Below are 24,494 nucleotides of genomic sequence, written 5' to 3'. Positions count from 1 at the left end.
ATCAATGAATTTCTCCTCCTTCTTTCAAAAAGATCAGAGAACGGCGTACACCTTCAACGATAGAAATGGAAGGGGAATAATTTAAAAGTTTTCTAGCCTTTGAAATATCGGGGCATCTTCTTAATGGATTATGTGTTAAATAGCCTTGTTCCTCGGGCTCTCTAAATTCTATTGATTGATTAAAATCATAAATAGCTGAACCTATCTTTCTATAAATTTCAGCCAATTCTTTTATTGAAATTTCGGGTTTGTCGATTCCTATATTAAAGTAGTCAAAAGGTTCATAAAGTAATGCTTTTAAATATCCAATGATTGCATCTGTCACATAACAAAATGTTCGAGTTGGTTTACCATCGGAATACATGATCAGCTTCTTATTTTCAAAAATGGCTTTCGTAAAATCAGCCACTACTCGTTTATCATTAAGCCTCATTCCGGGTCCGTAATTGTTAAATGGCCTGACAATAGAAATCGGCATGTGAAATTTTTCGGCATATAAATAACATAGTGTCTCTCCAAATCTTTTTGCCTCATCATAGCATGCGCGCGGCCCTATCACAGCCACATTCCCTCTGTAATCCTCAGAAGTTGGAATATACTCCGGAAATGGATCACCGTAAACCTCACTGCTGGAGAAAAATAAAAATCCTTTAATGTCTTTATTCTTATAAAAATCTAGTAAAGCTCTTAGTCCTAATACATTTGCATCAACGGTTTCAAGAGGATATTTTCTATAATAGGGTGGAGAGGCAATTGAAGCCATGTGGATAATAAAATCAACGTCGTTAATGTTCTCGGTATCCAATAATGAAAATTGAGTAATATCCAAAGTGTAAAGTTCAATCTTAGGATTCAATTTGCTTAAATCCGTAATCCATTCAGGTTTCCCTAGTTTAAAATTGTCCATTCCAATAATCTTTCTAATGCCAAGTTGATCCGAATACTCAGATAAAAATGACATAAAATAATAGCCCAAGAATCCAGCACATCCGGTTATCAAGATTGATGAATCCTTGAATTTTTCTTTTTCGGACTGTTCAAGATTATTGAATATATACTGAAGATCTGTATGATAGATCGTATTGTTTTTAGTTTCCTCCATTTTTATTCACCTCAATTTTAGTTTTTGTATAATTAAGATTAAATTCATACTATGCGGGATTATGAATTAGTGATATTTCTTTCATCTGCTAAAATTAATTCAATTCCTTTTTCTAGGTTTATTTCACTTTTCCACCCTAATTTTTTGAGTTCTTCAATGTTGGCTTTTGATTCCATTATTTCATTTTCTCGATGCCGTATTGCATCGAATCTCAGTACCGTTTTGGATTGAGATTTTCGATGAATAAGTTCTACAAAATCGCGAACTGTTACGGTTTCTCCAGTTCCTAATTCATATTCCTTAAACCATGGAGAATCCGCCATTTCTAGCTTCAATAATAAAGAATAAGCCGAAACCACATCATTGATATGAATAAAATCTCTCTTTTGGTTTCCTGGAGTAAGATGTAATTCGGGAATATTATTTAAACAACTCTTCATAATATATGTGAAGAATTTACTCTCGCCATCAAATGAGCCATATATGTGCTCTAATCTTACATTAATAAAGCGAATCTTCTCTGCTGTACTAAATTCCCTTCCCCATTCCAGAAACTGTTTTTTTGTTAATGCATAACCTGCTAAATGCTTGCATCCTGCACTGTTCTTATGAATAAATGAATCTGTGTTTATAAACGTTTTCGTCTGGAATGCAATAGCTGTTTCTAGTAATTTCAATGGAAAAGAAACGTTTGCATCGAGTAATTGTGAGGCTCTTTCACCATTTCGGTCATACTTCGTTGCTGTGTGTATGACAACATCTATTGGCCCACATTCTATAAAAGGCTGCTCAAGTGGACATTGATCAATATTGAAAACGGCCGCTTTCGATAGGACGTCTGAAATTCTCCAAGTATTTGAAAAGCTTCTCTTCAAAATAATGACTTCATATCCTTCTTTTATCAATTCTTTCGTTAGATGACTTCCTAAGAAGCCTGTAGAACCAGTCATTAATATTTTCATAATTCCCTCCTGCTTTGCAGGAATCTTAAGAAATTTTATTTCCTTATTTTTCATCCCATGTTTTCCAAGGAGCTTTCCCCGAAGCCCAAATCTCTTCTAAATACTTCTTATCCCGTAAAGTGTCCATTGGGTGCCAAAAGCCAGTATGCTTAAAGGCCATTAATTGCCCATCCTTAGCAAGGTTCTCTAATGGTTCCTTTTCAAATACCGTTTGATCCCCGTGGTTTAAGTAGTTAAATACTTCTGGCTGCAATACAAAAAAGCCAGCATTTATCCAGCCGCCGTCCCCTTGTATCTTCTCTTGAAACTTCTCTACTTTTTGTTCAGAAGACAAGGATAAAACTCCAAATCTGCCTTGCGGCTGTGTTGTTGTTACTGTAGCCAACTTCCCATGTGAGCGATGATACTCAACTAATTCTTTTATATTAACATCGCCAACTCCATCGCCGTATGTCAACATAAAAGGCTCATTCCCAACATATTTCTGTGCTCTCTTGACCCGGCCGCCTGTCAATGTATTTAAACCTGTTTCAACTAAGGTTACCTTCCAAGGTTCAGCGGAATGCTGGTGAATCATACATTTATTGTCATTCTGGAAATCAAAGGTTACATCGGAATTATACAGGAAATAATTAGAAAAGTACTCTTTGATAATATGACTCTTATACCCTAAACAGATAATGAAGTCGTTAAAACCATAACTAGAGTACAGTTGCATAATGTGCCATAAGATCGGCTTATCACCAATTTCTATCATCGGTTTTGGTTTTAAGTGCGTTTCTTCACTTATTCTTGTACCAAACCCTCCGGCTAAAATTAAGACTTTCATAATAATCCTCCTTATTGGATTAATCGGTAAAAAGAACATGTCTCATTGCTCAGCTGTTGGGAAATTTTCTTACTATCGCAGGCCTTATCTGCAACTCCAAAGTCAATGTCATAGTCTTTGGGTATCGTTAACAAGCCTGGTGCCAAAGAGCTTTCATACCTTTATATTTTGCAACATATTCAGAATAAGCAATGCAGCCTTCCTGTAATTTTCTTTAATAGTATATTGTTAATTCCTAAAACTGTTTGGACAATAATCATATGTCAAATGCTCATTTTAATATATAAATCCACATAAAGAATGTAACATAGGCAAAAAACGCCCATGCTGCATTCTTTATGCATAAGCAGTTGATTCAAGTTGTATAACCCATATTTGGCTCTAAACGTATGCAACAAGATCCTTCCCTAAAATCAGCCCATTTTGCACCTTTACTTGAATTTCACATAAAATATTTTTAAAAATAATTGAAAAATGCATTTGCAACGGGCGAATCTTCTTTTTATTGAGATTAATAACTAGGCCTGGTACGATCCTATCAATAATGAAATAGACTATTTATGCATAATTCCAAATTGGGGTTGAAATAAAATGGGAAATGTCACTCACCTTTTTACCACGAGGCAACAACTATTAATCCATCTTCACATGCCTAAAACCGGTGGAACAACATTAAAAAAGATCATTAAGAAGAACTATGGAAAAAGGAAATCAGTTGATGTGTATGTTGACAGGGAGAAATTAAGTTATGTATTAACAAATTTATCAAAAAGGAATATTGATTGTATACAAGGCCACATGCCGTTCGGAGTACATCAATTTTTCAACCAACCCGGCAGTTATGTAACGATGCTACGAGACCCGGTTGATCGTGTATTATCAGATTATTATTTTATTCGAAGCCTTCCAAGTCATAATTTACATTCTAAAGTAATAAAAATGAGTTTAGAAGAATATCAAAAAGATCCCGTTAACTCAAATTTACAAACACACTATATTTTAGGTGAAAAATTTGGAGAAATGCTGACAAAAGAAGACCTTGAAAAGGCAAAAAGCAATCTGATACACCATTTTTCAGTCGCTGGAATAACGGAGAGATTTGATGAATCCATTTCTCTAATGAAGAAATATTGGGGATGGAACAATATCTCCTATACAAAAGCAAATGTAACAAAGGGCAGATTATCAAAAGAGGAAATATCCAGGGGAATTATCGACCAAATTGAAACAAATAATGTATTTGATATAGAACTTTATCATTTTGCAAAAGAACTCTTAGAGGAAAAGATCAGGTTACTAAATATTCATTAAATCCTAAAAAACTTTAAACCAATTTGTTAGAACTATAACATCAAAAGAGCTTCCCACAAAGGATAAATGCCCATGGGGTTAAAGCTCTTTTTTTATTTTTGCCTTCTTTATTATTGACCTTTTGTGGATAGGGTAATCCTAAAGCTCTCCTACCCTTGGTATTTTATGACCTTAAAAAACAAAGTGAGTTTGCATTGGAAATAAAAATGATATGGTGCAAAAAAACTTCTAGAAGAAAACTCAATATGATTAACCTATTTATTATTTTTGCAAGAATTGATTCAGCTGTTGCTTAGCTGTTTCCGATAAAGATTTTAATTTCTCCTCAAACAGTTCTTTACCGTACTCATATAATTCGAAATCCAATTCATTTTTTTTCTTTAATGTGTCAATGACTTCCTTCGGAAACTGCTCTCTTGACGGACGGTTTTGAGTTACATTTTTCTTTTCATATTCGATATTTTCCCATCCAAATTCTTGACTCATAAGGAATAGAGATTCATCAAACCGCTCCATTATCCCAACGACAGAGAAATATTCCCTTAGATTATTTTTGGCTGTTGATAGATCATTTGAACTCGTTCCTGATATGAACAAGGTTTGAAGATTTTCTGTTTGCCGTTGAAACCTTTTATCAAAGACAAAGTCTCCAAAACTAATATCCTTGACCTTGTTGTATAAATTATGGCCGGGACTTCTTAACAAATAATAATATATTGATATGACACGCTCAATTGGGTCTCGAAGCATTGTAATATAGGTGCTCGGTTTATTTAAATGACGGTGTATACCAAAGTTTCTATGCCCAATCAAGCAAAGGTACTGGTCTGGATCCCTTACCAATTGTTTCGTTTTTCCGTCTTTATGGAACCTCCAAACCTTATCATTTGGATATTGTTTTTTTATGATTGCTTTTAATGTCTGTCCGCCTGTCTTAGGAATATGCAGGTAAATCAGTGTTTTATTTTCTTCCACTACTTTTCCCCCTCACAAATCATTTTTAATGATTTCTTGATAGTATTCATTACAGATTTATGATGAATTGGCTCCCAATAAGATGATTCAGCCCTTTCCTTCATTTAGAGCTTAAATTTTGAATTTTCTTTTCTAAGAGATGTTTTCCGAAATTATACAATTCTATATCCAATTCATTATTTTTCTTGATGGTCTCGATAACATGTTTAGGGAATTCGTCTCTCATCGGGCGATTTTTTGTAACATTTTTTCTCTTTTTGTAAGAAATATCTTTCCAACCTAATTCTTGGCCAATCAAAAAAACAGACTCATCAAACATTTCTGTAATCCCAACTACGGAAAAGTAGTTGCTTAGATTTTCTTTAGCAATGCTCAAATCCTTTTTACGTCCTCCAGAAATAAAACAAGTTTGTCTATTTGAAGTGCGCCCCTTAAATTCATCTGCAGTAATAAATTCTTCAAAACTCATGTTTTTCACTTTATCATGAGCCATATTATGCGGTTCACGAAGAATATAATAGTATTCTGAAATCACGTGTTCTACTGGATCACGCAGCATTGTGTAATAAACATATGGCCGGTTGGATAAATGCTCATGGATGCCAAAAAGTATATGGCCATTTATACATTTTATTTGTTCCAATTCTTCTTCAGACAAATCATTTAATTTTAATATCATCTCCTCTTTATTTCCAAAACATATTTCATTTGAATCATACTGTTTTTTTAGGATACTGCGTAAGGTAGAACCTGCCGTTTTCGGTATATGCACAAAAATAGCAATTTTTTTTTTATTCATATATTTTCCTCCTATTTAATTTAATAATGAGCGGTACACTTGCAAAGTTTGGCGGGCTGTTTCTTCCCATGAGTATTTCTTCACCTGTTCCAAGCCTTTTTCACTTATCTCCTTACAAAGAGAAGAATCATTCAGCATAAGCTTAATTTTTTCAGCTATATCTTGCGGATTATTTGGGTCAAAATAAACTGCTGCATCTCCTAAAATTTCTTTCATAGTGTCTATGCCAGAACTTATAACCGGAACTCCGTAAGCCATTGCTTCCAGGGGAGGAAGCCCAAACCCTTCATATAAGGAAGGAAAAGCAAAAAGCTCACTGCCGCTATATAAAACTGATAAGAGCTCCTCAGGTACATATCCTAAAGGTTTCACATATTCCTGAAGGGAAAGTTCATTTATAATAGGTTGATAATTTTCGACGCCATTTCCTGTAATCACCAGCTTAACGTCCTGTTTTAGTTGATCAGGCAGCAAACAACAGGCTTTTAGAAGCGTTTGGATATTTTTATAATGCTGTTTCCTTCCAATCGTAAGAATATACGGCTGTTCCAAATCATAATGCTGTTTCATAAGGAGCTTTGCATTTTCCTTAGATATTCTTTCACACATAGGGTCTATTCCTTGATAGACGATAGAAATCTTGCTTTTATCGATTCCTGTCCATGCTACAAGATCTTCCGTAGTTTTTTTACTTACAGTAATGATATGCCTGGCACCATCTATATATGGGGGAAAGAAATTTTTCCATCTGTCGACTACTTTTTCGGGGAATTCATCTTGGAACTTCAGCGGGATAATATCGTGGACAGTTGTAACATAGGGAATATCCAATGGTTGAAAAAATGTATTACCAGAACGGGTGTTGTGAAAAAGGCTCACCTTGTATTTTTTCAAAACTTCAGGTACGAACTTCCTTTCCCAAACCCCCCTCTTCATTGATTTAGAGGATAAAACGGTAAGATTCTCGTATTCCCCTAAATGAACATTTTCTCCATTTGTTAAAACGTAATATCTCGTTGTTTTATCTATTTTAAGAAGATTTATTATCAGGTTTTTCGTGTATCTTCCGATTCCTGTTCCTTCATTGGTTATCTCCCGTCCATCAATGGCAATGGAAGGTGCGTCATGATTCCTTCGCACCATAACTATATCCAACTCCTTTAGAATTTTAGTTATGAAACAGATAACGGAGAGTTCAGGGACAAAGAAATGATATCGTAATTTTTTCGTGTTTGAGTTTGTCATCCAGTTCACCATTTAATGGCTCTTTATATAATTCCTTACAAAATCAAAATCTTCTTCAACCCTAAAATATATGCTGAATACTTGAATAATAGTCTTAGGAATTCCTTCTTGAACTGTATATGACTGAAATTACTCGCTTTTTTCACAATGCTTGATAATATCATCATCCCACGTTTTAACAATTTCAATGATATCTTCGTTCATCAGTTGACTCCCAGTTTGAATTTCGATTATTTCAAGATTTGTTACGGCCTTTATATCATGATCAATATTTCCGTTAATTTCTAGAATGTCTCCGTGTTTTACACGGTACTTTATACTGTTTTTTGTAAATTCACCTTCTCCAGAAACAATCATCCATACTTTCTTTTGATTTTGATGCTTTTGATAACCAAAGGTTTTTCCACTCAAAACTTTCATTCTTTTAGTTACTACTTCAAGTCCGTTAGGATATTTGCCATAATCTAATACACGATACGAACCCCATTCTTTTTCTTCATGCATTGAACTTTGATCTATATTTTGCAAAAGATCTTTAACACGGGTACTTGCTTTCTTATCAGTAACTAAGATGCCATCATAACTGGCGACGATAACAGCATCGGGTATTCCGAGAATGTTTACAGGGATAGGAAGTTCATTTATAAGATGTGTATTTTTCGAATCTTCACTAATAAATCCTTTTCCAATTAAACAATTATCCAGTTCCTCTGTTAAGGAGTTCCAGGTACCAAGGTCTTTCCAATACCCTTTATAGGGTACAACAACTACTTTCTCAGCCTTTTCCAACACCTCATAATCAAAGCTTATCTTCGGAACTTGATCATAAACTTGAACCAAGTCATTGTAGTTGGTCGGCAACCCTTTTTCTGTCAGCAATGAAAGTAAATATTGCAGTGTAAACGAAAAGACCCCGCAATTCCAAAGAGCCCCCTGTTTTATCAATTCTTCTGCTTCTTCAATCTTTGGCTTCTCCGCAAAACGTTCAACAGTATAATACTTGCTCTCGTTCCATAGACCCGCGGTTTTTACTGGAACTATATATCCGTATTTTTCCGAGGGTTGCGTTGGGGATACACCAATTAATGCAATATCTGCATGAGAATTTAAAATAACATTCTCCATATCCACAACTGTTTTAAAAAAACGTTCCTCAACATAATGGTCAACTGGAAGAATGCATATAACCTCATTTAAGTCAACCTGCTGTACGGAATATAAATAACTTACAGCTAATGCAATGGCAGGAAAAGTATCACGTTGCTGAGGTTCCAAAATCAGGGGAATATCCTTTCCTAATTGACTTTTAACCATTTCCACTTGGGCCTCACTAGTTATAAAAAAACTTTGGTCAGTTAATTGAAGCGAAGCTAACTGATTCCAAATTCGTTCAACCATGGATTCTAATTCACTGTTTTCATTTTTTAATATTTTAAGAAATTGTTTGGGCCGGAAATCATTAGATAACGGCCATAATCTTTTTCCTGACCCTCCTGAAAGCAAAATAAGCTTCATACGTCCCTTCCTTCCAAGCGTTATATTCTTGTGTTATCCATATAGACTATGTAAATTTTAAAAAATGAAATAGTAAAACAGTCCAATCCACATATAAAATAGGTTCAAATGATGCCCAATATTTCCAGATAAGATTTATAAAATACTCTGTGGAAAAATCCTTTTATATATAACTCCACATAAATAATGGGACATAAATAAAAAGCATTTATGTCCCAATTATTTAATCTTTGTAAGCCTGCTCAAGGTGAGAGAATTACATAACAATCCAACTTTAAATGGATAAGAAATTCTATTAATCCTTTATCAAACCGAGGTTTGTTAAGCGCTTTTTTGCCAGCTGTCCTACTTCGGCTGGCGAAAAATGATTGCGTATTGTTTTTTGGCCTTCTAATCCAATCACTTCACCTAATTTTCTATTAGATGAAATTTCAACCATATAATAAGCTGCATGGTTGACGTCTGGATCTGCCCATATTTGATCACAATTGTATGGACCATAATCCTTCCCAATTTTAATAAGTTTATAATTTACCAAAAGAGAATTGCAGTTCGTGATAAAATCCGTATTACCAGACCAGTTGGTTGCAATAACAGGTTTACCTAAGTACATTGCTTCAGCCAAGCCAAGGCCAAAACCTTCCGCTCGATGCAAGGAAACAAAGCAATCAATGGAATTTAGAAGACCGTTTATTTCACTTCGATTAAGAACTTCATTAATAATAAAAATATTTCTATATCCCTCTATTTCTTTTTTAAGACTTTCAATTTCTTTCGGATTTTTTTGACCATTATTTACTTTTAAAACAAGGCCAACGAATGGATTATTTTTTGCAAAAGCTTTCTTAAAGGCTTTTACTACCGCCTTAGGATTTTTCCGTTCTTGTAAACTTAGAACATCGTACATGGATAAAAATAAAAATCGTTCTCTCGGCAGGTTAAAATGATTTCGTTTTATCTTTCTTGGCACCATTACTTCAATACTATGGGGGATTTTAATAACTGGAACGGGAGATTTTTTTGAAATAGCTTCTTGAACAAATGTAGACGGTACCCATACTTCATCAACCAATTCAAAGCTTTCGGACCATTTGTCCGGAAACTCCTGTAGTTCCCATGCCCAATATCCAATATTATAACGGCCATGAAATAAGTCCTTTCCGAAATGTTTATAAGCTGCAGACATATGGCTGGCATTTACGTGAAAAATATTTGTATTATAGATGGGGATTTCCATTTCCTTTTCTATCCATGAATAATCTTTATTTTTTGTTACTTTGTTCATTTTAAAATTCATGATTCCAAATGGAATTCTTGCCGTATTTAAAGTATTTGCAGCTATCCTACAGGATTCGCCGATTCCTGTTTCGGTACGAATACAGCCAATTAAGTTCACTCCACTTTCCAATTATCCCTCCCCCCCCTTAACATTTTAACCATTCATAATATATAGGATATTCAACACGTGTCCCCTATGAGCCTTTCCTTACATCAATCCCAAAATTTATCTGGTAGAAATTTAGAACATCCTTTTTACAGACTCTAATGTATTTTGAAACGACTCTTATTCCACTAACCTCCCCGTTCAATAAGTCTCTGCTTTTCCATCGCGTACCATTTTCGTAATATGACATTCCATTTATACTGTCTACTTCTCAGATCATAGCGAAACAAATGCACATTTTTCACTAAATAGATAACTTGTCCTATAACTTATTAACGGAGTTTTAATATTATATAGAAACTCACTCAAGGGGAGGAGGGGGAAACTATATGATATTCAATTACCCGCGTTGGTCTCGGTTGCCTTATAACGGAGAGGATACCCCTCCAATGAATCCAGAAGAGCCTTTAGCAGGATTCTAATTTCGTACCGCTTCTTTGCAACCCGCGCCACCCTTCCTATATTTCCGGACATGCCATTGTCTCAGGTGCGGCCGCCGAAGTACTGAGCTATTTCTTCCCGGCTGAATCCGATCGCTTGCAGGAACTAACCTTGGAAAATGGTATTTCCCGTTTATATGCAGGTGTTCATTTTCCAATCGACATTATCGAAGGATTTAGAATTGGAAAGGCAATCGGCCTCAAGAGGTGTCAGTGTGTGGGAAAGGGTGAAAGAGTATTTCTGGAGTTTATTTGGGTAAAAACTACAGATAGCTACTGATTTTTATTGACACCATCTCGTTGATGATGTAATGGATGTGTTCTACATTATATGATATGCATGGCTGTACTTTTAATTGAGTGAAACAAATGAAAAAGGCGATAACCATCTTTGTTATCACCTTTTCCGTTACGGCAATATCATGTTGTCGCCATAGACTATACATTACATGACGCTTAATTTTTTGCTTGAAATCTATCTTCAACTATCCTCGTTAGTTAAACAAGAAAACCAACTACAATATGTTTAAAAAAGCTAAAAACCACCAAACATTGCAGCAATGCTTGGTGGTTTGATTTTCTGCATATAAATAAAAAACCACCAACATATGTATTGGTGGAGACGGTGGGAGTCGAACCCACGTCCAAAAGCATCGGCACTTAAGCTTCTACGAGTGTAGTCGATATATTCATGTTTCGCGGGCTCTTATGCCTATCGACAGGCGTCCAAGCCGCTAGTCTGGTTATTCTCTTCCTTCGTCCTCAGACGGCGAACTCCGGCGTAGCCCACTAAGTTTGAGTCCGCTACCCTACCACATGGGCGATGGAGGGGCGAACAGCTGCGCTAATTAGGCAGCTAAAGCTAATTTTTGGTTGCCAGTTATTGGCTTTGACGTTTTAACGAGGCCGATCCCCTCGACTCGCAACTTAAGCTCGAACTACCCCTGTCGAATCCGTAACGTCCCCATATTAGAAAGGGAAACTGGAAAAAAACTAGATAGTTTTAAGCAAAAGCTACCTATTTCATATTGTCGTACTGGCTAACGACAATATTATTATAACATAAACATCAAATTATGCAATTGTAAATTCCTGTAAAACTATATCTTCTGACGGTCACGGAAGGCACGTTCAATTTCGCGTTTCGCTTCTTTCTTCTTCAAGTCTTCACGCTTGTCATATTTCTTTTTCCCTCTACCAAGCCCCAATAAAACCTTCGCAAAGCCGTTTTTTAAATAAAGTTTCAACGGAACAAGAGCATAGCCCTCCTCTTTTGTATAACCGATCAGTTTGTTAATTTCTCGTCTATGCAGTAACAATTTACGTGTACGTAATGGTTCATGGTTATAACGGTTGCCCTGTTCATAAGGACTCACATGCATATTATACAAAAACACCTCTCCATTATGGACACGCGCGTAAGAATCCTTTAAATTCACTTTCCCCATACGAATAGACTTGATTTCTGTTCCTTGAAGAACAATACCCGTTTCATAGGTCTCTTCAATAAAATAGTCATGGTATGCTTTTTTGTTCTGTGAAACAACTTTTCCTTCACCTTTTGGCATACGTACTTCCCCCTTCACACCAGTAACCTACATTTTATCAAAAAATAAACACCTGAACAACGAAAAGGAAAAAGACACACTGGAACGCAGCCAATTCAAAAGATTTTAGTGAAGTTTAAGTTCTATTCTTTATAGCAGGGTGGCCAAAAGTACGGTCTTATGTACTTTTGGACACCCTTTTCACTAACGCTTCTTTTTCTTTCGTTTAGACTTTGGGGCATTTTCAAAAAATCTCTTTGACTTCGCCTTTTTCTTTTTCGGTTTCTTGGTTGACCATTCTCCTTCTCTTGAAGAAGATTTTTTCTCTTGTTTATCTCCTCGTCCTTGCTTGCTTCCCTTAATGACCGTAGGACGATCTTTTCGATCTCTGCGTTTGGATCCTTTCATTCCAACCACAATGAAATCAATCGAGCGCTCATCTTTGTTCACATCAACCACTTGAACCGTAATTTCATCACCAATACGAAGAACATTCCCTGTTCTTTCTCCGATCATGGCATAATGGCGCTCATCATAGCGATAATAATCATCCGTTAAGTCGCTGACATGAACAAGACCTTCAATGGTATTACGCAGTTCAACGAAAATACCGAAGTTGGTTACAGAGCTGATGATTCCTTCAAAGGTTTCGCCTATCTTATCTGCCATAAACTCCGCTTTTTTCATTTCATCTGTCTCGCGTTCGGCTTCAACTGCCCGGCGTTCCATGTTAGATGAATGCTCGGCGATATCCGGTAAATCTTGATTCCATTTTTCTCTTGTTGCTTCATCTAATTTCTTTTCAACAAGATATGTTCGAATTAAGCGATGCACAATCAAATCCGGATAACGGCGAATTGGGGACGTGAAATGAGTATAAAACTCTGTCGATAATCCGAAATGTCCTAGACTATCCGGGGCATAACGTGCCTGCTTCATCGAACGTAACATCACTGTTGATATAACCATCTCTTCCGGATTCCCTTGTACGGCTTCTAAAATTTCTTGCAGTGCTCTTGGATGTATATCGTTTCCTGTTCCCTTTACGGTGTAACCGAAGTTCGTTACAAACTCTAAGAACCTTTCGAGTTTTTCCGGTTTTGGATCCTCATGGACACGATAAATGAACGGGATATTCATCCAATGAAAATGCTCGGCCACCGTCTCGTTTGCCAACAGCATGAACTCTTCAATCAAACGTTCCGCGACAGAACGTTCACGCAGCACCACATCGTAAGGCTTGCCTTCTTTATCCACAAGGACTTTGGCTTCTTTAAAATCAAAGTCGATTGCTCCGCGATTCATGCGTTTATCACGGAGAATACTTGCCAATTCCTCCATTTGTTCAAACATCGGGACAAGCGGCTCGTAACGTTGACGGAGCTCTTCATCTTTATCCGTTAAAATCTTATTTACATCTGAGTATGTCATGCGCTCTGTTGTGCGGATAACACTTTGGAAAATCTCATGGGAGACTACCTTTCCTTCCTCATCCACTTCCATTTCACACGAAAGCGTTAAACGATCAACCTTCGGATTTAAAGAACATATACCATTTGAAAGGCGATGCGGAATCATAGGGATGACACGATCAACTAAATAAACACTCGTACCACGGTCTTGTGCCTCTACATCAATCGGGCTTCCTTCTTTTACATAGTGACTGACATCGGCAATATGGACCCCTAATTTATAGTGGCCGTTTTCCAGCTTTTGAACAGTTACAGCATCATCCAAGTCTTTTGCATCTGCCCCGTCTATCGTGACAATGACTTCATTTCTTAAATCACGACGGTTTTTAATTTCTTCCTCACTGATGCTGTCAGGTGTGTCATTGGCTTGCTGTAATACGTCTTCCGGAAACGCGGTTGGCAGCCCATGTTTATGTATAACCGATAAAATATCCACACCCGGGTCATTTTTGTGGCCTAAAATTTGAATAACTTCACCTTCAGCACTCATCCGACCTTCAGGATAGCTTGTTAAACGGACAATAACCTTGTGCCCGTCCACCGCACCCTTGGAAGCGTGTTTTGGAATAAAAATGTCACTTGTGAACTTCTTATCATCCGGGATGACAAAGCCAAAGCTTTTGCTTTCTGAATAGGTGCCCACAATTTCCTGTAAGCCGCGTTCAATAATCTTGACGATTGTCCCTTCCCGGCGTGTCCCTGAAGATTCTGCTGAAACACGAGCGAGTACAATATCTCCGTGCATGGCATTATTCGTTTCTGTTGGCGGGATAAAAATATCATCTGCGCCAGGTTCATCCGGCACGACAAATGCAAAGCCCTTTGCATGACCCGTCAACTTCCCGCGTATCAAATTCATTTTCTCCGGCAATCCGTACCGATTGCTGCGCGTACGCACAACCAACCCTTGCTCTTCCATGATGACAAGCGCTTTGACGAACTCTTTAAAAGAAGAAGAATCCTCAATTCCAAACGCTTGCTCCAACTCCTGGACGGTTAGGGGCTTATAACTCTCCTCTTTCATAAATGATAATAGCCGGTCAATATGTTGCTGAATCTCTTGTTCCATACTCTATCGTCCCTCCTTATAACGGACTTTTTCACTATATTTTGAAACTCCACCCTATCTTCTGCATCGAGCTCCTTTGCTATTCTTATTACCAATCCAGAGTCTCTAGAAATTGATAAACATCCTCATGAAGCTGATCCCGCTCTTTATCAAGAGTAATGACATGTCCTGACTCTTCATACCATTTAATATGTTTATCAGGTGATTCCACTTCATTGTAAATAATATTGGCACTGTCCGTATTGATCATATGGTCATGACGGGCTTGTACCACAAAAGTAGGAGCATAGATCATATCGACAGAATTGCGAACTTCCGAAATTAAATTTTGCAATGCTTTTAACGTTTTCATTGGGGCAAACTGATTCATTTCTTGTTCAATTTGTTCGGGTGTTTTTCCTTCTCGTTTTTTATATTCCCTCGCATATTCTAATACTCCCTGGTACATTACTTCTTCACTTTTGATGTACATGGGGGCACACATAGGCACAATACCCTTTATAGGTACAGTGTAACCTAATTTCAAAGAAAATACGCCTCCTAGGGACAAACCGACGGCTGCAATACTCTCATGGCCGCGATCACGCAAAAATTGATAGGCATTTATCACATCTTCCCACCAGTCGTCCGGCCCTGTATGTACAAGTTCTTCCGGAGGTACTCCATGCCCCTTATAAATCGGCGCATGGCATGTATAGCCTTTCTTTTCAAGAAAACGTCCCAACATTCTCACATCTGCTGAGTTTCCTGTAAAGCCGTGTAATAGTAAAACCGCTCGTTCGCCTCCCTCAAATGTAAAAGGCTTTGGTGCTGTGATTTTCATCTGTTTCTAACTCCTTTTCTTGTTGAATCTTTTAAACAAACGTTTGATTAAGGAAGCCTTATCCCTTGATATCACTGATATCCCAAGGATTTAAACAAACATTTGTTTAAATAAGGGCGGATCTGTCCATTTTTTATATCTCTACCCTATTAGGTTGTTTACTGCTTATTATTTTTCTTCCATCAAAAGTTAAACAAACGTTTGATTAGTTGATCAGGTCAATTGCCCCCGCTCCAATGGGCAAGTTTCTCTTTATTATATCATTCCATGTTTTGGAGCTAAATCATTCAGCTTGTCCCTTTTTCCAGAAGCACGAAAAAAAGGCCAGCTTCAAAAGCTCGCCCTTATAATTGAAAGTAAGTAACTGCTATTGTTAATACAAAAAATAAGATTGATAAAACGATGGTAATTCGGTGTAGCACTGCATCGATGCCCCGTGCTTTTTGTTTACCAAATAACTGCTCTGCTCCACCAGAAATGGCACCGGAAAGACCTGCGCTTTTACTAGATTGTAATACTACAACAACGATAAGTCCGATACAAACGATAACCAATAATGTAATTAAAAATGCATGCATGTATCTACACCTCCCAGTACGCACACTACGATGAACTTAATGTACCATAAAACATCATGCGGCACAAGAGACTATACCTAATTCTAACAGTAACTTTACAAACAAGCTGTTCCATAAGTTCTAAAAAAGAAAGAAACCCTGTTTTCAAACTGAAAAGAACCGTCAAGAAACCCTTGATTTTGCTGGATTTCCCATGACGGTTCTTCTTTACGAGGTTGACTCAAAGCATGTTTTTTATGCTTTAATTCGGCCTCTTTACATTATTTCTTTAGGTTGTAGAAAGATTTTAAGCCATCGTATACAGCCAATGTACCTAATTCGTCTTCAATACGTAATAATTGGTTGTATTTCGCAATACGGTCTGTACGGCTCATAGAACCAGTCTTGATTTGACCAGCATTTGTTGCAACCGCGATATCGGCGATTGTCGCATCCTCTGTTTCACCGGAACGGTGGGATACAACCGCTGTGTAACCAGCGCGTTTTGCCATTTCGATTGCTTCGAATGTTTCAGTTAATGTACCAATTTGATTTACTTTGATGAGGATAGAGTTACCTACACCTTTTTCGATACCTTCAGCAAGCTTTTTCGTGTTCGTTACGAATAAGTCGTCACCTACTAACTGAACTTTTTGACCGAGGCGCTCAGTTAATAATTTATGGCCTTCCCAGTCGTTTTCATCTAAACCGTCTTCAATTGAGATGATTGGGAATTCGCTCACTAATTGCTCGTAGAATTCTACCATGTCAGTAGAAGTCAAACCAGTGCGGCCTTCACCTGCTAAATCGTATTTGCCTGTTTCTTTGTTGTAGAATTCAGAAGATGCTACGTCCATGCCTAAGAATACGTCTTTGCCAGGCTCGTAGCCAGCTTTTTTGATTGCTTCCATGATGACTTCTAAAGCTTCACGGTTAGAGCCTAAGTTAGGGGCGAAACCGCCTTCGTCACCTACAGCTGTGTTTAAACCTTTGTCGTGTAATACAGCTTTTAACGCATGGAATACTTCAGCACCCATACGGATTGCTTCTTTAAAAGTAGGAGCACCTACAGGCAAGATCATGAACTCTTGGAAGTCAACGTTGTTGTCAGCATGAGAACCGCCGTTGATGATGTTCATCATCGGAGTCGGTAATTGCTTTGCGTTGAATCCGCCAAGGTAACGGTATAATGGAAGACCAACATAGTCAGCTGCTGCATGAGCGACTGCCATAGATACACCAAGAATTGCGTTGGCACCTAATTTACCTTTATTTTCTGTACCGTCTAACTCGATCATAAGACGATCGATACCGATTTGATCCGTAACGTCCATGCCTACAAGCTCAGGAGCGATGATTTCGTTTACGTTGTCTACTGCTTTTAATACACCTTTACCAAGGTAACGAGATTTGTCGCCATCGCGTAATTCTACTGCTTCATATTCACCAGTAGATGCACCGCTTGGTACTAAAGCACGTCCGAAAGCGCCTGATTCAGTGTAAACTTCAACTTCAACTGTTGGGTTACCGCGAGAGTCTAATACTTCACGAGCATAAATATCAATAATTGTTGGCATCGTTTCATTCTCCTTTATGGTTTTATTTAATTAATGTTTTACCTGTCATTTCTTTAGGCTGTTCTAAGTTTAACAATGTTAACATTGTCGGAGCTAAATCTCCTAAAATTCCGTCTTCACGCAACTCGATCCCTTGTTTTGTGACAATCACAGGCACAGGGTTTGTCGTGTGGGCAGTCATCGGTTGACCTTCGAGCGTCACAACCTCATCCGCATTACCATGGTCTGCTGTGATGATGGCAGCACCGCCTTTTGCTAAAATCGCATCAACGACTTTACCAAGGCACTCGTCCACTGTTTCGACTGCTTTGATGGTCGGCTCAAGCATACCTGAGTGGCCAACCATATCCGGATTTGCAAAGTTTAAAATGATCGCATCCTGCTTGTCCGCTTCAATCTCCTTCAGTAACGCGTCCGTTACCTCATATGCAGACATTTCCGGTTTTAGATCATAAGTAGCTACTTTTGGTGAATCGATTAAAATACGAGTTTCACCAGGGAACTCCGCTTCTCGTCCGCCGCTCATAAAGAACGTAACGTGCGGGTATTTTTCTGTTTCCGCAATGCGAAGCTGTGTTAAACCGTTTTGTGAAATGACCTCACCGATTGTGTTATCCAAATTCACCGGCTTGAACGCTACATATCCGTCCACTGTTTCACTAAAATGCGTTAAGCACACAAAGTGTAAGTTCTTGGGATGTTTCGGCCCGCGATCAAACGAGCGGAAATCATCATTCGTGAATGTATTGGAGATTTGAATCGCACGGTCTGGACGGAAGTTGTAGAAAATAACCGCGTCGTTATCTTGAATCGTCGCTACCGGCTGCCCGTCTTCTTTTACGATGACAGATGGCAGCACGAACTCATCAAAGATACCGTTCTGATAAGAATCTTCGATACACTCGTAAGCATCTTTATAAGTTGGACCTTCTCCGTACACCATTGCGCGGTATGATTTTTCTACACGTTCCCAGCGCTTGTCTCGGTCCATTGAGTAGTAACGGCCTGATAGAGTCGCGATCTCACCAACGCCGTACTCTTTGATTTTCTCATTCAACTCATCGATATATTGCTTCGCTGTTTTCGGGCCTACATCACGTCCATCTAAGAAGCCGTGAATGTAAACATTCTTTACCCCTTCTTTAGCAGCCAAACGAAGCAAAGCATATAAGTGATGGATATGGCTGTGTACACCGCCATCAGAAAGCAAACCAAAAAGATGAAGGCTTGTTCCGTTCTGTTTAACATGGTTCATGGCATCTAAGAAGGTTTCGTTTTGTTCAAACTCCCCTTCACGGATGGCTACATTTACACGAGTTAAACTTTGATATACAATACGGCCTGCACCAATGTTTAAATGACCCACTTCTGAATTCCCCATTTGGCCTTCAGGTAGGCCCACTGCTTCACCAGAAGCTGTTAGGTTAGCATGAGGATACTGATTCCAAAAACGATCGAAGTTTGGCTTTTTCGCCTGTGCAACGGCATTACCTTTTGTTTCTTCTCTGCATGCAAAACCGTCTAGGATGATTAATGCAACTGGCTTTTTGCTCATTATTTCCCTGCCTCCAAAAGTTGTAAGAAAGACTGAGGTTCTAAGCTTGCGCCGCCCACTAATGCACCGTCGATGTCAGACTGCGACATGTATTCTTTGATGTTTGCAGGTTTTACACTTCCACCGTATTGAATACGTACTGCATCCGCTACTTCCCCGGAGAATTGATCCGCAATGACACTGCGAATATAAGCGCAAACTTCATTTGCATCTTCAGCAGTAGAAGATTTACCCGTACCGATTGCCCAGATTGGCTCATATGCAATCACAACTTGTTTTGCTTTCGCTTCGTCTAAGCCTTCTAAAGCTTTCTTCACTTGGCCTTCTACAACAGCCTTTGTTTGATCTTGCTCACGCTCTTCAAGCGTTTCACCGCAGCAAACAATTGGAATCAATCCATGTTTGAATGCAGAAATCGTCTTTTTGTTTACTGTTTCATCTGTTTCAGCAAACATTTCACGGCGCTCAGAGTGACCTAGAATTACATATTGAACGCCAAGGTCGTTAAGAGCCACAGGGCTGATTTCGCCCGTGAATGCTCCGCTTTCTTGGAAGTGCATGTTTTGGGCACCGATTTTGAGATTAGAACCCTTTGTTGCTTCTACTAATCGATCTAAAAATAGTGCTGGTGCACATACAACTGAATCTACTTCTTCAGGTGCTGGTACTAGTCCTTTTACTTCTTCCACAAAGCTGGTTGCTTCAGAAAGAACTTTGTGCATTTTCCAGTTACCTGCGATGATTGGTTTACGCATTTGTAACACCGTCCTTGTTTTAATGATTGGTCGGTTTGGTCGGAACACTTTTGAACAATAAAGAGGTGCTGTTGAAGGTCTCTTTAAACATAAGGTGTGCAGACAAAGGGGTGATTATAAAACATTGCGCTTGAACCTTTGATCCTTGATGTTTGTCTTTCCCTTCATTCCTTAATGTCTTGCTGTTCCAATTCCCTATGAGCATGAGCGCGCTCCGCTTTTCTTATTGTCTAGCTCCGCGCGCTAAGCCCGTACGGCTGTTTCGCCTCTGTCTGTGGAATCAAAAAGCGATTCCCCGTCAGAGCCTCCAACATCCTATCGGCTTGAACGAGCGCGCTCCGCTTTTCTTATTTATCGTTTAACGCCACTACTCCTGGAAGTTCTTTTCCTTCCATGAACTCCAATGAAGCGCCGCCGCCTGTTGAGATATGGTCCATTTTGTCCGCTAGATGGAACTTTTCAACAGCTGCCGCAGAGTCACCGCCGCCGATTACTGAATATGTATCAGTCGCTTCTGCTAAAGCTTCTGCTACGGCTTTCGTACCGTTTGCGAATGTATCCAACTCGAATACACCCATCGGTCCATTCCAAATGACAAGCTTGGAATTTTTAATAACATCCGCGTAAATCTCACGAGTTTTCGGACCAGCATCCAACCCTTCCCAATCACTTGGAATAGCTTCGACTGGCACTACTTGTGTGTTGGCATCGTTCGAGAAATCGTCTGCTACTACAACATCTACAGGCATGTAGAAGTTTACCCCTTTTTCTTTGGCCTTCTCCATGAATGATTTCGCTAAATCAATTTTATCTTCTTCAAGAAGTGATTTACCTACATCATAACCCTTTGCTTTGATGAATGTATAAGCAAGACCACCGCCGATAATGAGGTTATCCACTTTATCAAGCAAATTTTCAATAACGCCGATCTTATCTTTCACTTTTGCTCCACCGATAATAGCCGTGAATGGACGATCCGGGTTTGATAATGCTTTTCCAAGCACATCAAGTTCCTTCTCCATTAAGAAGCCTGCCACTGCCGGTAAGTGATGAGCGATTCCCTCAGTTGATGCATGGGCACGGTGAGCAGCACCGAACGCATCATTCACATAAACATCTGCTAATGCAGCAAATGCTTTTGCTAATTCTGGATCATTTTTCTCTTCACCAGGATAGAAGCGTACGTTCTCAAGAACTAACACATCGCCTTCTGCCATTTTTTCGATTTCAGCTTTAACAGTATCGCCGTAAGCTTCATCTGTTTTAGCCACTTTTTTGCCAAGCAGCTCTTCTAAACGTTTTGCAACCGCATTTAGACGTAACTCTTCTACTACTTGACCCTTTGGACGACCAAGATGGCTTGCTAAGATTACCTTCGCACCTTGTTCCATCAGATATTGGATGGTAGGAAGAGCAGCGCGGATACGAGTTTCATCTGTCACTTGACCATCTTTCATTGGTACGTTAAAGTCAACGCGGCAAAATACCTTTTTACCTTTTACGTCGATATCTTTCAGTGTCTTTTTGTTCATCTTCAAAAAGCCTCCTTTTCGGGAACTCGACTTCTTAAACAAGTTGGTGCTCCTATCTAAAGAAGTCTGAAAGCACAAGAATATAGGGGGAAAGAGGGCTCACTCCCCTTTCCCCCTTGGTCATTTTACCATGTCTTTCTTGGTGAGTATATCCAATTAAGATAGATTTTCCTTGCCTCATTATACGGAACCGATTGTGTCGCTATAATGTAGCTCGTTCCGCAAGCTACATCCTACGGTCATTTCACTCCTTCCTTCAGAAGCAAAAAGCGCTTCCTTGCCAGGAGTTCCAATGCCCTATGGATGTAAACGAGCTTGCTGCACTTTTCTGCTTGTCTACCTGCGAAAGCCAAACCGTACGGCTGTTCCACTTCTTCCTGCGGAGTCAAAAAGCGACTCCTTCTCAGAAGTTCCAACATCCTATCGGTTTAAGCAGGCTTTCTCCGGTTTTCTTACAGACCTTTAGAAGCGATGTAGTCCACTAGGTCTACTACACGGTTAGAATATCCGCTCTCGTTATCGTACCAAGAGATAACTTTAACCATGCTTCCTTCCATTACCATTGTAGATAATGCATCGATTGTAGAAGAAGCTGGATTGCCGTTGTAGTCGCCAGATACTAGCGGCTCTTCGCTGTAGCCCAAGATTCCTTTTAATTCGCCTTCAGAAGCTTCTTTTAAGGCTGCGTTTACTTCTTCAACTGTTACTTCTTTATCAAGTTCAGCAACTAAGTCTACTAGAGATACGTTTGGAGTTGGAACGCGCATAGCGCCGCCGTTTAATTTACCTTTTAATTCAGGTAATACAAGGGATACCGCTTTTGCAGCACCAGTTGTAGTTGGGATGATGTTCTCAGCTGCCGCACGAGCACGACGATAATCTTTGTGTGGTAAGTCTAAGATTTGTTGGTCGTTTGTGTAAGAATGAACAGTTGTCATCATACCGCGTTTGATACCGAATTTGTCGTTTAATACTTTAGCGAATGGCGCTAAGCAGTTTGTTGTACAAGAAGCATTAGAAATTACATTGTGACTTGCCGGATCGTATTTATCATGGTTAACACCCATTACGATTGTAATGTCTTCATCAGTAGCCGGAGCAGAGATGATCACTTTTTTCGCACCTGCTTCTAAGTGTTTGGCAGCGTCAGCACGCTTTGTGAAGAAACCAGTAGATTCAACTACTACTTCTACACCGCGTTCGCTCCAAGCTAATTTAGCGGGATCGCGCTCAGCTGTTACTTGAATTGTTTTACCGTCAACGATTAAGTTGTTTCCATCAACAGAAACTTCAGCATCCAATCTGCCGTGAACTGAATCATATTTTAAAAGATGGGCTAACATGTTAGCATCTGTTAAGTCGTTAACAGCCACCACTTCAACGTTAGGGTTTTTTAAAGCTGCGCGGAATACATTACGGCCGATACGACCAAAACCGTTAATACCAATTTTAACTGCCATGAGAATTTCCTCCTTAAATGGTTGTGATGGAATAATTTATATGTAGGGACTAAATTAAATCCCTTACCAACTCTTTTGCAGCACCTTCGTCTGTAATCAGAATCGAGTCGCGTGCTTGTTGTAAAAATGCTTTAATAGCTTTTGCTTTAGATGAACCGCCGGCTACAGCAATTACACACTTATTGTTCTTTAAATCATCGAGCTGTATGCCTATTGTTTTCACTTTATGGACAACTTCACCCGATTGATTAAAGTAGTAACCGAAAGCCTCTCCAACGGCCTGTCCTGCCTTGATTTTTTCTAAATCAGCCTCTGATGTCCTCCGGCGTTCTGCCATTGTCATAGCGTCCCCTATTCCGTGAACAACCATACTTGCTGATTTAATCAGATGAAGCATTTCTTTAATAGAAGGTTCTCCGATAATCGATTGGTAAGCTTCATCACTGAGCTGGTCAGGAACATGCAGCAAGCGATAGTTACTGGATGATTTTTCCGCCATTTTGGCGCAAATCGTGTTAGCTTGATTTTGAACGTTTTCGCCGAGACCGCCTCTTGCGGGGACAAATAACACATCCGGATGCTTCATATCCGGTGTCATCATGTCGGCAACGGCAGCCAAAGTGGTTCCACCTGTAACAGCAACGATATTTTTTTTACCATCAAGGCGTTGTTTTATACATGAGACACAGGCTCTTCCCATTTCTTTTTTTACCCAAGGTGATTCATCGCTGTCACCTGAGACAACAATCACTTCAGATAAAGAAAACGCCTCTTTTAATGTTGTTTCCAATAACGTTTGACCTGAAACTTCTTTCATGACTTCCTCAAGCTGAGAAAGAAGCATATCTCCTTCGAACGTAAGAGTCATTCCACTTGAGTAAATCTCAATTAAGTTTTGATCTTTTAAAAACGTCACTTCACTGCGAAGCACCCGTTCCGTAAGACCTAAACTGACAGCCAAGTTTCTTCTCCCTATTGGCTGCATTAATCGTATGTACTGTAGAATCTGATATCTCTTCTGCATAACGGACAGGAGATCAGGTAATAATTTTTGTTGTGCTTGTATAAGCGAATGCATATTGTATTCCCCTTAAGGCGCAGAATGTTGGACGCTTTTTGTCCCATATAGACATATTATGTCCCACATTAAGTAAAAAAAATTCACCCTGTTACATGTTTTATTTTAACAGGGTGAAAATCGTTATTCAACTCATAAATTTCGTTATTTCGAAAGTAAACGCTTTCTTATTTCGACTTTTTGAATTTGTCCGAATGCCACGTCTTCTCCATCAATGGCTACAACCGGAATCATCAACTGATATTTTTCCAGTAATGAATCGTCTTGATAAATATCTATTTCTTGTAAAGTAAATGGGTGCTCTTGCTGAAGCTCCAATAATACTTGCTTTGCTTTTTCACATAACGGGCAGGACGTTTTCGTATACATTACAACATTCACTCTTGCCACTTCCTTATTCCATTAAAATCCAACCGCTCATGCGTAAATTACTGGATATAGGCTGTT

General features: G+C 38.9%; 21 protein-coding genes, 1 other RNA gene and 1 pseudogene. 2 read left to right on the top strand and 21 right to left on the bottom strand.

Annotation, left to right across the window (positions count from 1 at the left end):
• Position 1 precedes the first annotated feature (1 nt).
• From ACFOU2_RS24995 to rfbF, 3 genes are read right to left on the bottom strand one after another with little or no spacing between them, the layout of a single operon-like run.
• Positions 2–1,102, bottom strand: a complete 1,101-nt coding sequence (locus ACFOU2_RS24995) for an NAD-dependent epimerase/dehydratase family protein (protein WP_377919038.1) — start codon at positions 1,100–1,102, stop codon at positions 2–4.
• A 59-nt stretch (positions 1,103–1,161) separates the two neighbouring features.
• Positions 1,162–2,064 (bottom strand): NAD-dependent epimerase/dehydratase family protein, encoded by a 903-nt coding sequence (locus tag ACFOU2_RS24990; RefSeq protein ID WP_377919037.1) that lies wholly within the window; start codon positions 2,062–2,064, stop codon positions 1,162–1,164.
• 43 nt (positions 2,065–2,107) lie between these two features.
• Positions 2,108–2,893, bottom strand: a complete 786-nt coding sequence (gene rfbF / locus ACFOU2_RS24985) for a glucose-1-phosphate cytidylyltransferase (protein WP_377919035.1) — start codon at positions 2,891–2,893, stop codon at positions 2,108–2,110.
• Between the two features lie 591 nt (positions 2,894–3,484).
• Here rfbF and ACFOU2_RS24980 point away from each other — a divergent pair.
• Positions 3,485–4,204 (top strand): sulfotransferase family 2 domain-containing protein, encoded by a 720-nt coding sequence (locus tag ACFOU2_RS24980; RefSeq protein ID WP_377919034.1) that lies wholly within the window; start codon positions 3,485–3,487, stop codon positions 4,202–4,204.
• A gap of 261 nt (positions 4,205–4,465) precedes the next feature.
• On the opposite strand, the gene ACFOU2_RS24975 is transcribed toward ACFOU2_RS24980, so the two are convergent.
• The 5 genes from ACFOU2_RS24975 to ACFOU2_RS24955 all read right to left on the bottom strand — a co-directional run bounded on the left by ACFOU2_RS24975 (position 4,466) and on the right by ACFOU2_RS24955 (position 10,134).
• On the bottom strand, positions 4,466–5,179 hold the full coding sequence (locus tag ACFOU2_RS24975; RefSeq protein WP_377919033.1) for a sulfotransferase family 2 domain-containing protein: 714 nt from the start codon (positions 5,177–5,179) through the stop codon (positions 4,466–4,468).
• Positions 5,180–5,279: 100 nt separating this feature from the next.
• Entirely contained in the window at positions 5,280–5,978 is a 699-nt protein-coding gene (locus ACFOU2_RS24970) for a sulfotransferase family 2 domain-containing protein (RefSeq protein ID WP_377919032.1), read from the bottom strand.
• 15 nt (positions 5,979–5,993) lie between these two features.
• Positions 5,994–7,121, bottom strand: a complete 1,128-nt coding sequence (locus tag ACFOU2_RS24965; protein ID WP_377919031.1) for a glycosyltransferase family 4 protein — start codon at positions 7,119–7,121, stop codon at positions 5,994–5,996.
• 231 nt (positions 7,122–7,352) lie between these two features.
• Positions 7,353–8,738, bottom strand: a complete 1,386-nt coding sequence (locus ACFOU2_RS24960; protein WP_377919030.1) for a sugar phosphate nucleotidyltransferase — start codon at positions 8,736–8,738, stop codon at positions 7,353–7,355.
• A gap of 295 nt (positions 8,739–9,033) precedes the next feature.
• Positions 9,034–10,134 carry a glycosyltransferase family 4 protein gene (locus tag ACFOU2_RS24955; RefSeq protein ID WP_377919029.1) on the bottom strand — a complete coding sequence of 367 codons (1,101 nt, stop codon included), beginning with the start codon at positions 10,132–10,134 and terminating at the stop codon, positions 9,034–9,036.
• 504 nt (positions 10,135–10,638) lie between these two features.
• Here ACFOU2_RS24955 and ACFOU2_RS24950 point away from each other — a divergent pair.
• Positions 10,639–10,902 (top strand): annotated as a pseudogene (locus ACFOU2_RS24950) (phosphatase PAP2 family protein); the annotation flags it as partial.
• Positions 10,903–11,236: 334 nt separating this feature from the next.
• Here ACFOU2_RS24950 and ssrA read toward each other — a convergent pair.
• From ssrA to ACFOU2_RS24885, 13 genes are all read right to left on the bottom strand, one after another.
• Positions 11,237–11,588, bottom strand: a transfer-messenger RNA (tmRNA) gene (ssrA, locus tag ACFOU2_RS24945).
• Between the two features lie 134 nt (positions 11,589–11,722).
• A complete protein-coding gene (gene smpB / locus ACFOU2_RS24940; RefSeq protein WP_377919028.1) occupies positions 11,723–12,190 on the bottom strand; it encodes an SsrA-binding protein SmpB in 468 nt (155 codons plus the stop codon).
• A gap of 183 nt (positions 12,191–12,373) precedes the next feature.
• Positions 12,374–14,710 carry a ribonuclease R gene (gene rnr, locus ACFOU2_RS24935; RefSeq protein ID WP_377919027.1) on the bottom strand — a complete coding sequence of 779 codons (2,337 nt, stop codon included), beginning with the start codon at positions 14,708–14,710 and terminating at the stop codon, positions 12,374–12,376.
• Between the two features lie 88 nt (positions 14,711–14,798).
• Positions 14,799–15,533, bottom strand: coding sequence for an alpha/beta hydrolase (locus tag ACFOU2_RS24930; RefSeq protein WP_377919026.1), 735 nt, complete (start codon positions 15,531–15,533; stop codon positions 14,799–14,801).
• 344 nt (positions 15,534–15,877) lie between these two features.
• Positions 15,878–16,111, bottom strand: a complete 234-nt coding sequence (secG, locus tag ACFOU2_RS24925; RefSeq protein ID WP_377919025.1) for a preprotein translocase subunit SecG — start codon at positions 16,109–16,111, stop codon at positions 15,878–15,880.
• 260 nt (positions 16,112–16,371) lie between these two features.
• On the bottom strand, positions 16,372–17,667 hold the full coding sequence (gene eno, locus ACFOU2_RS24920; RefSeq protein ID WP_377919024.1) for a phosphopyruvate hydratase: 1,296 nt from the start codon (positions 17,665–17,667) through the stop codon (positions 16,372–16,374).
• Positions 17,668–17,689: 22 nt separating this feature from the next.
• A complete protein-coding gene (gene gpmI, locus ACFOU2_RS24915) occupies positions 17,690–19,222 on the bottom strand; it encodes a 2,3-bisphosphoglycerate-independent phosphoglycerate mutase (protein ID WP_377919023.1) in 1,533 nt (510 codons plus the stop codon).
• Positions 19,222–19,977 carry a triose-phosphate isomerase gene (gene tpiA / locus ACFOU2_RS24910; protein ID WP_377919022.1) on the bottom strand — a complete coding sequence of 252 codons (756 nt, stop codon included), beginning with the start codon at positions 19,975–19,977 and terminating at the stop codon, positions 19,222–19,224. Before tpiA ends, gpmI begins: the two co-directional genes overlap by 1 nt.
• A 347-nt stretch (positions 19,978–20,324) precedes the next feature.
• A complete protein-coding gene (locus tag ACFOU2_RS24905) occupies positions 20,325–21,509 on the bottom strand; it encodes a phosphoglycerate kinase (protein ID WP_377919021.1) in 1,185 nt (394 codons plus the stop codon).
• Between the two features lie 239 nt (positions 21,510–21,748).
• Positions 21,749–21,898, bottom strand: coding sequence for a hypothetical protein (locus ACFOU2_RS24900; protein ID WP_377919020.1), 150 nt, complete (start codon positions 21,896–21,898; stop codon positions 21,749–21,751).
• A 63-nt stretch (positions 21,899–21,961) separates the two neighbouring features.
• Positions 21,962–22,969, bottom strand: a complete 1,008-nt coding sequence (gene gap / locus ACFOU2_RS24895; RefSeq protein WP_377919019.1) for a type I glyceraldehyde-3-phosphate dehydrogenase — start codon at positions 22,967–22,969, stop codon at positions 21,962–21,964.
• Between the two features lie 49 nt (positions 22,970–23,018).
• Positions 23,019–24,047 carry a sugar-binding transcriptional regulator gene (locus tag ACFOU2_RS24890; RefSeq protein WP_377919018.1) on the bottom strand — a complete coding sequence of 343 codons (1,029 nt, stop codon included), beginning with the start codon at positions 24,045–24,047 and terminating at the stop codon, positions 23,019–23,021.
• A gap of 144 nt (positions 24,048–24,191) precedes the next feature.
• Positions 24,192–24,428, bottom strand: coding sequence for a glutaredoxin family protein (locus tag ACFOU2_RS24885; protein ID WP_377919017.1), 237 nt, complete (start codon positions 24,426–24,428; stop codon positions 24,192–24,194).
• Positions 24,429–24,494 lie beyond the last annotated feature (66 nt).

Source organism: Bacillus songklensis, assembly GCF_042649685.1.
GTDB lineage: Bacteria > Bacillota > Bacilli > Bacillales > Bacillaceae_H > Bacillus_BA > Bacillus_BA songklensis.
This window is presented reverse-complemented; position numbering and strand designations above follow the sequence as displayed.

Bases quoted from the DNA above. Each gene is read 5' to 3' on its own strand.
- ACFOU2_RS24995 (WP_377919038.1), bottom strand. From the start codon at position 1,102: ATGGAGGAAACTAAAAACAATACGATCTATCATACAGATCTTCAGTAT.
- ACFOU2_RS24990 (WP_377919037.1), bottom strand. From the start codon at position 2,064: ATGAAAATATTAATGACTGGTTCTACAGGCTTCTTAGGAAGTCATCTA.
- rfbF (WP_377919035.1), bottom strand. From the start codon at position 2,893: ATGAAAGTCTTAATTTTAGCCGGAGGGTTTGGTACAAGAATAAGTGAA.
- ACFOU2_RS24980 (WP_377919034.1), top strand. From the start codon at position 3,485: ATGGGAAATGTCACTCACCTTTTTACCACGAGGCAACAACTATTAATC.
- ACFOU2_RS24970 (WP_377919032.1), bottom strand. From the start codon at position 5,978: ATGAATAAAAAAAAAATTGCTATTTTTGTGCATATACCGAAAACGGCA.
- ACFOU2_RS24965 (WP_377919031.1), bottom strand. From the start codon at position 7,121: ATGGTGCGAAGGAATCATGACGCACCTTCCATTGCCATTGATGGACGG.
- ACFOU2_RS24960 (WP_377919030.1), bottom strand. From the start codon at position 8,738: ATGAAGCTTATTTTGCTTTCAGGAGGGTCAGGAAAAAGATTATGGCCG.
- smpB (WP_377919028.1), bottom strand. From the start codon at position 12,190: ATGCCAAAAGGTGAAGGAAAAGTTGTTTCACAGAACAAAAAAGCATAC.
- rnr (WP_377919027.1), bottom strand. From the start codon at position 14,710: ATGGAACAAGAGATTCAGCAACATATTGACCGGCTATTATCATTTATG.
- ACFOU2_RS24930 (WP_377919026.1), bottom strand. From the start codon at position 15,533: ATGAAAATCACAGCACCAAAGCCTTTTACATTTGAGGGAGGCGAACGA.
- secG (WP_377919025.1), bottom strand. From the start codon at position 16,111: ATGCATGCATTTTTAATTACATTATTGGTTATCGTTTGTATCGGACTT.
- eno (WP_377919024.1), bottom strand. From the start codon at position 17,667: ATGCCAACAATTATTGATATTTATGCTCGTGAAGTATTAGACTCTCGC.
- gpmI (WP_377919023.1), bottom strand. From the start codon at position 19,222: ATGAGCAAAAAGCCAGTTGCATTAATCATCCTAGACGGTTTTGCATGC.
- tpiA (WP_377919022.1), bottom strand. From the start codon at position 19,977: ATGCGTAAACCAATCATCGCAGGTAACTGGAAAATGCACAAAGTTCTT.
- ACFOU2_RS24905 (WP_377919021.1), bottom strand. From the start codon at position 21,509: ATGAACAAAAAGACACTGAAAGATATCGACGTAAAAGGTAAAAAGGTA.
- gap (WP_377919019.1), bottom strand. From the start codon at position 22,969: ATGGCAGTTAAAATTGGTATTAACGGTTTTGGTCGTATCGGCCGTAAT.
- ACFOU2_RS24890 (WP_377919018.1), bottom strand. From the start codon at position 24,047: ATGCATTCGCTTATACAAGCACAACAAAAATTATTACCTGATCTCCTG.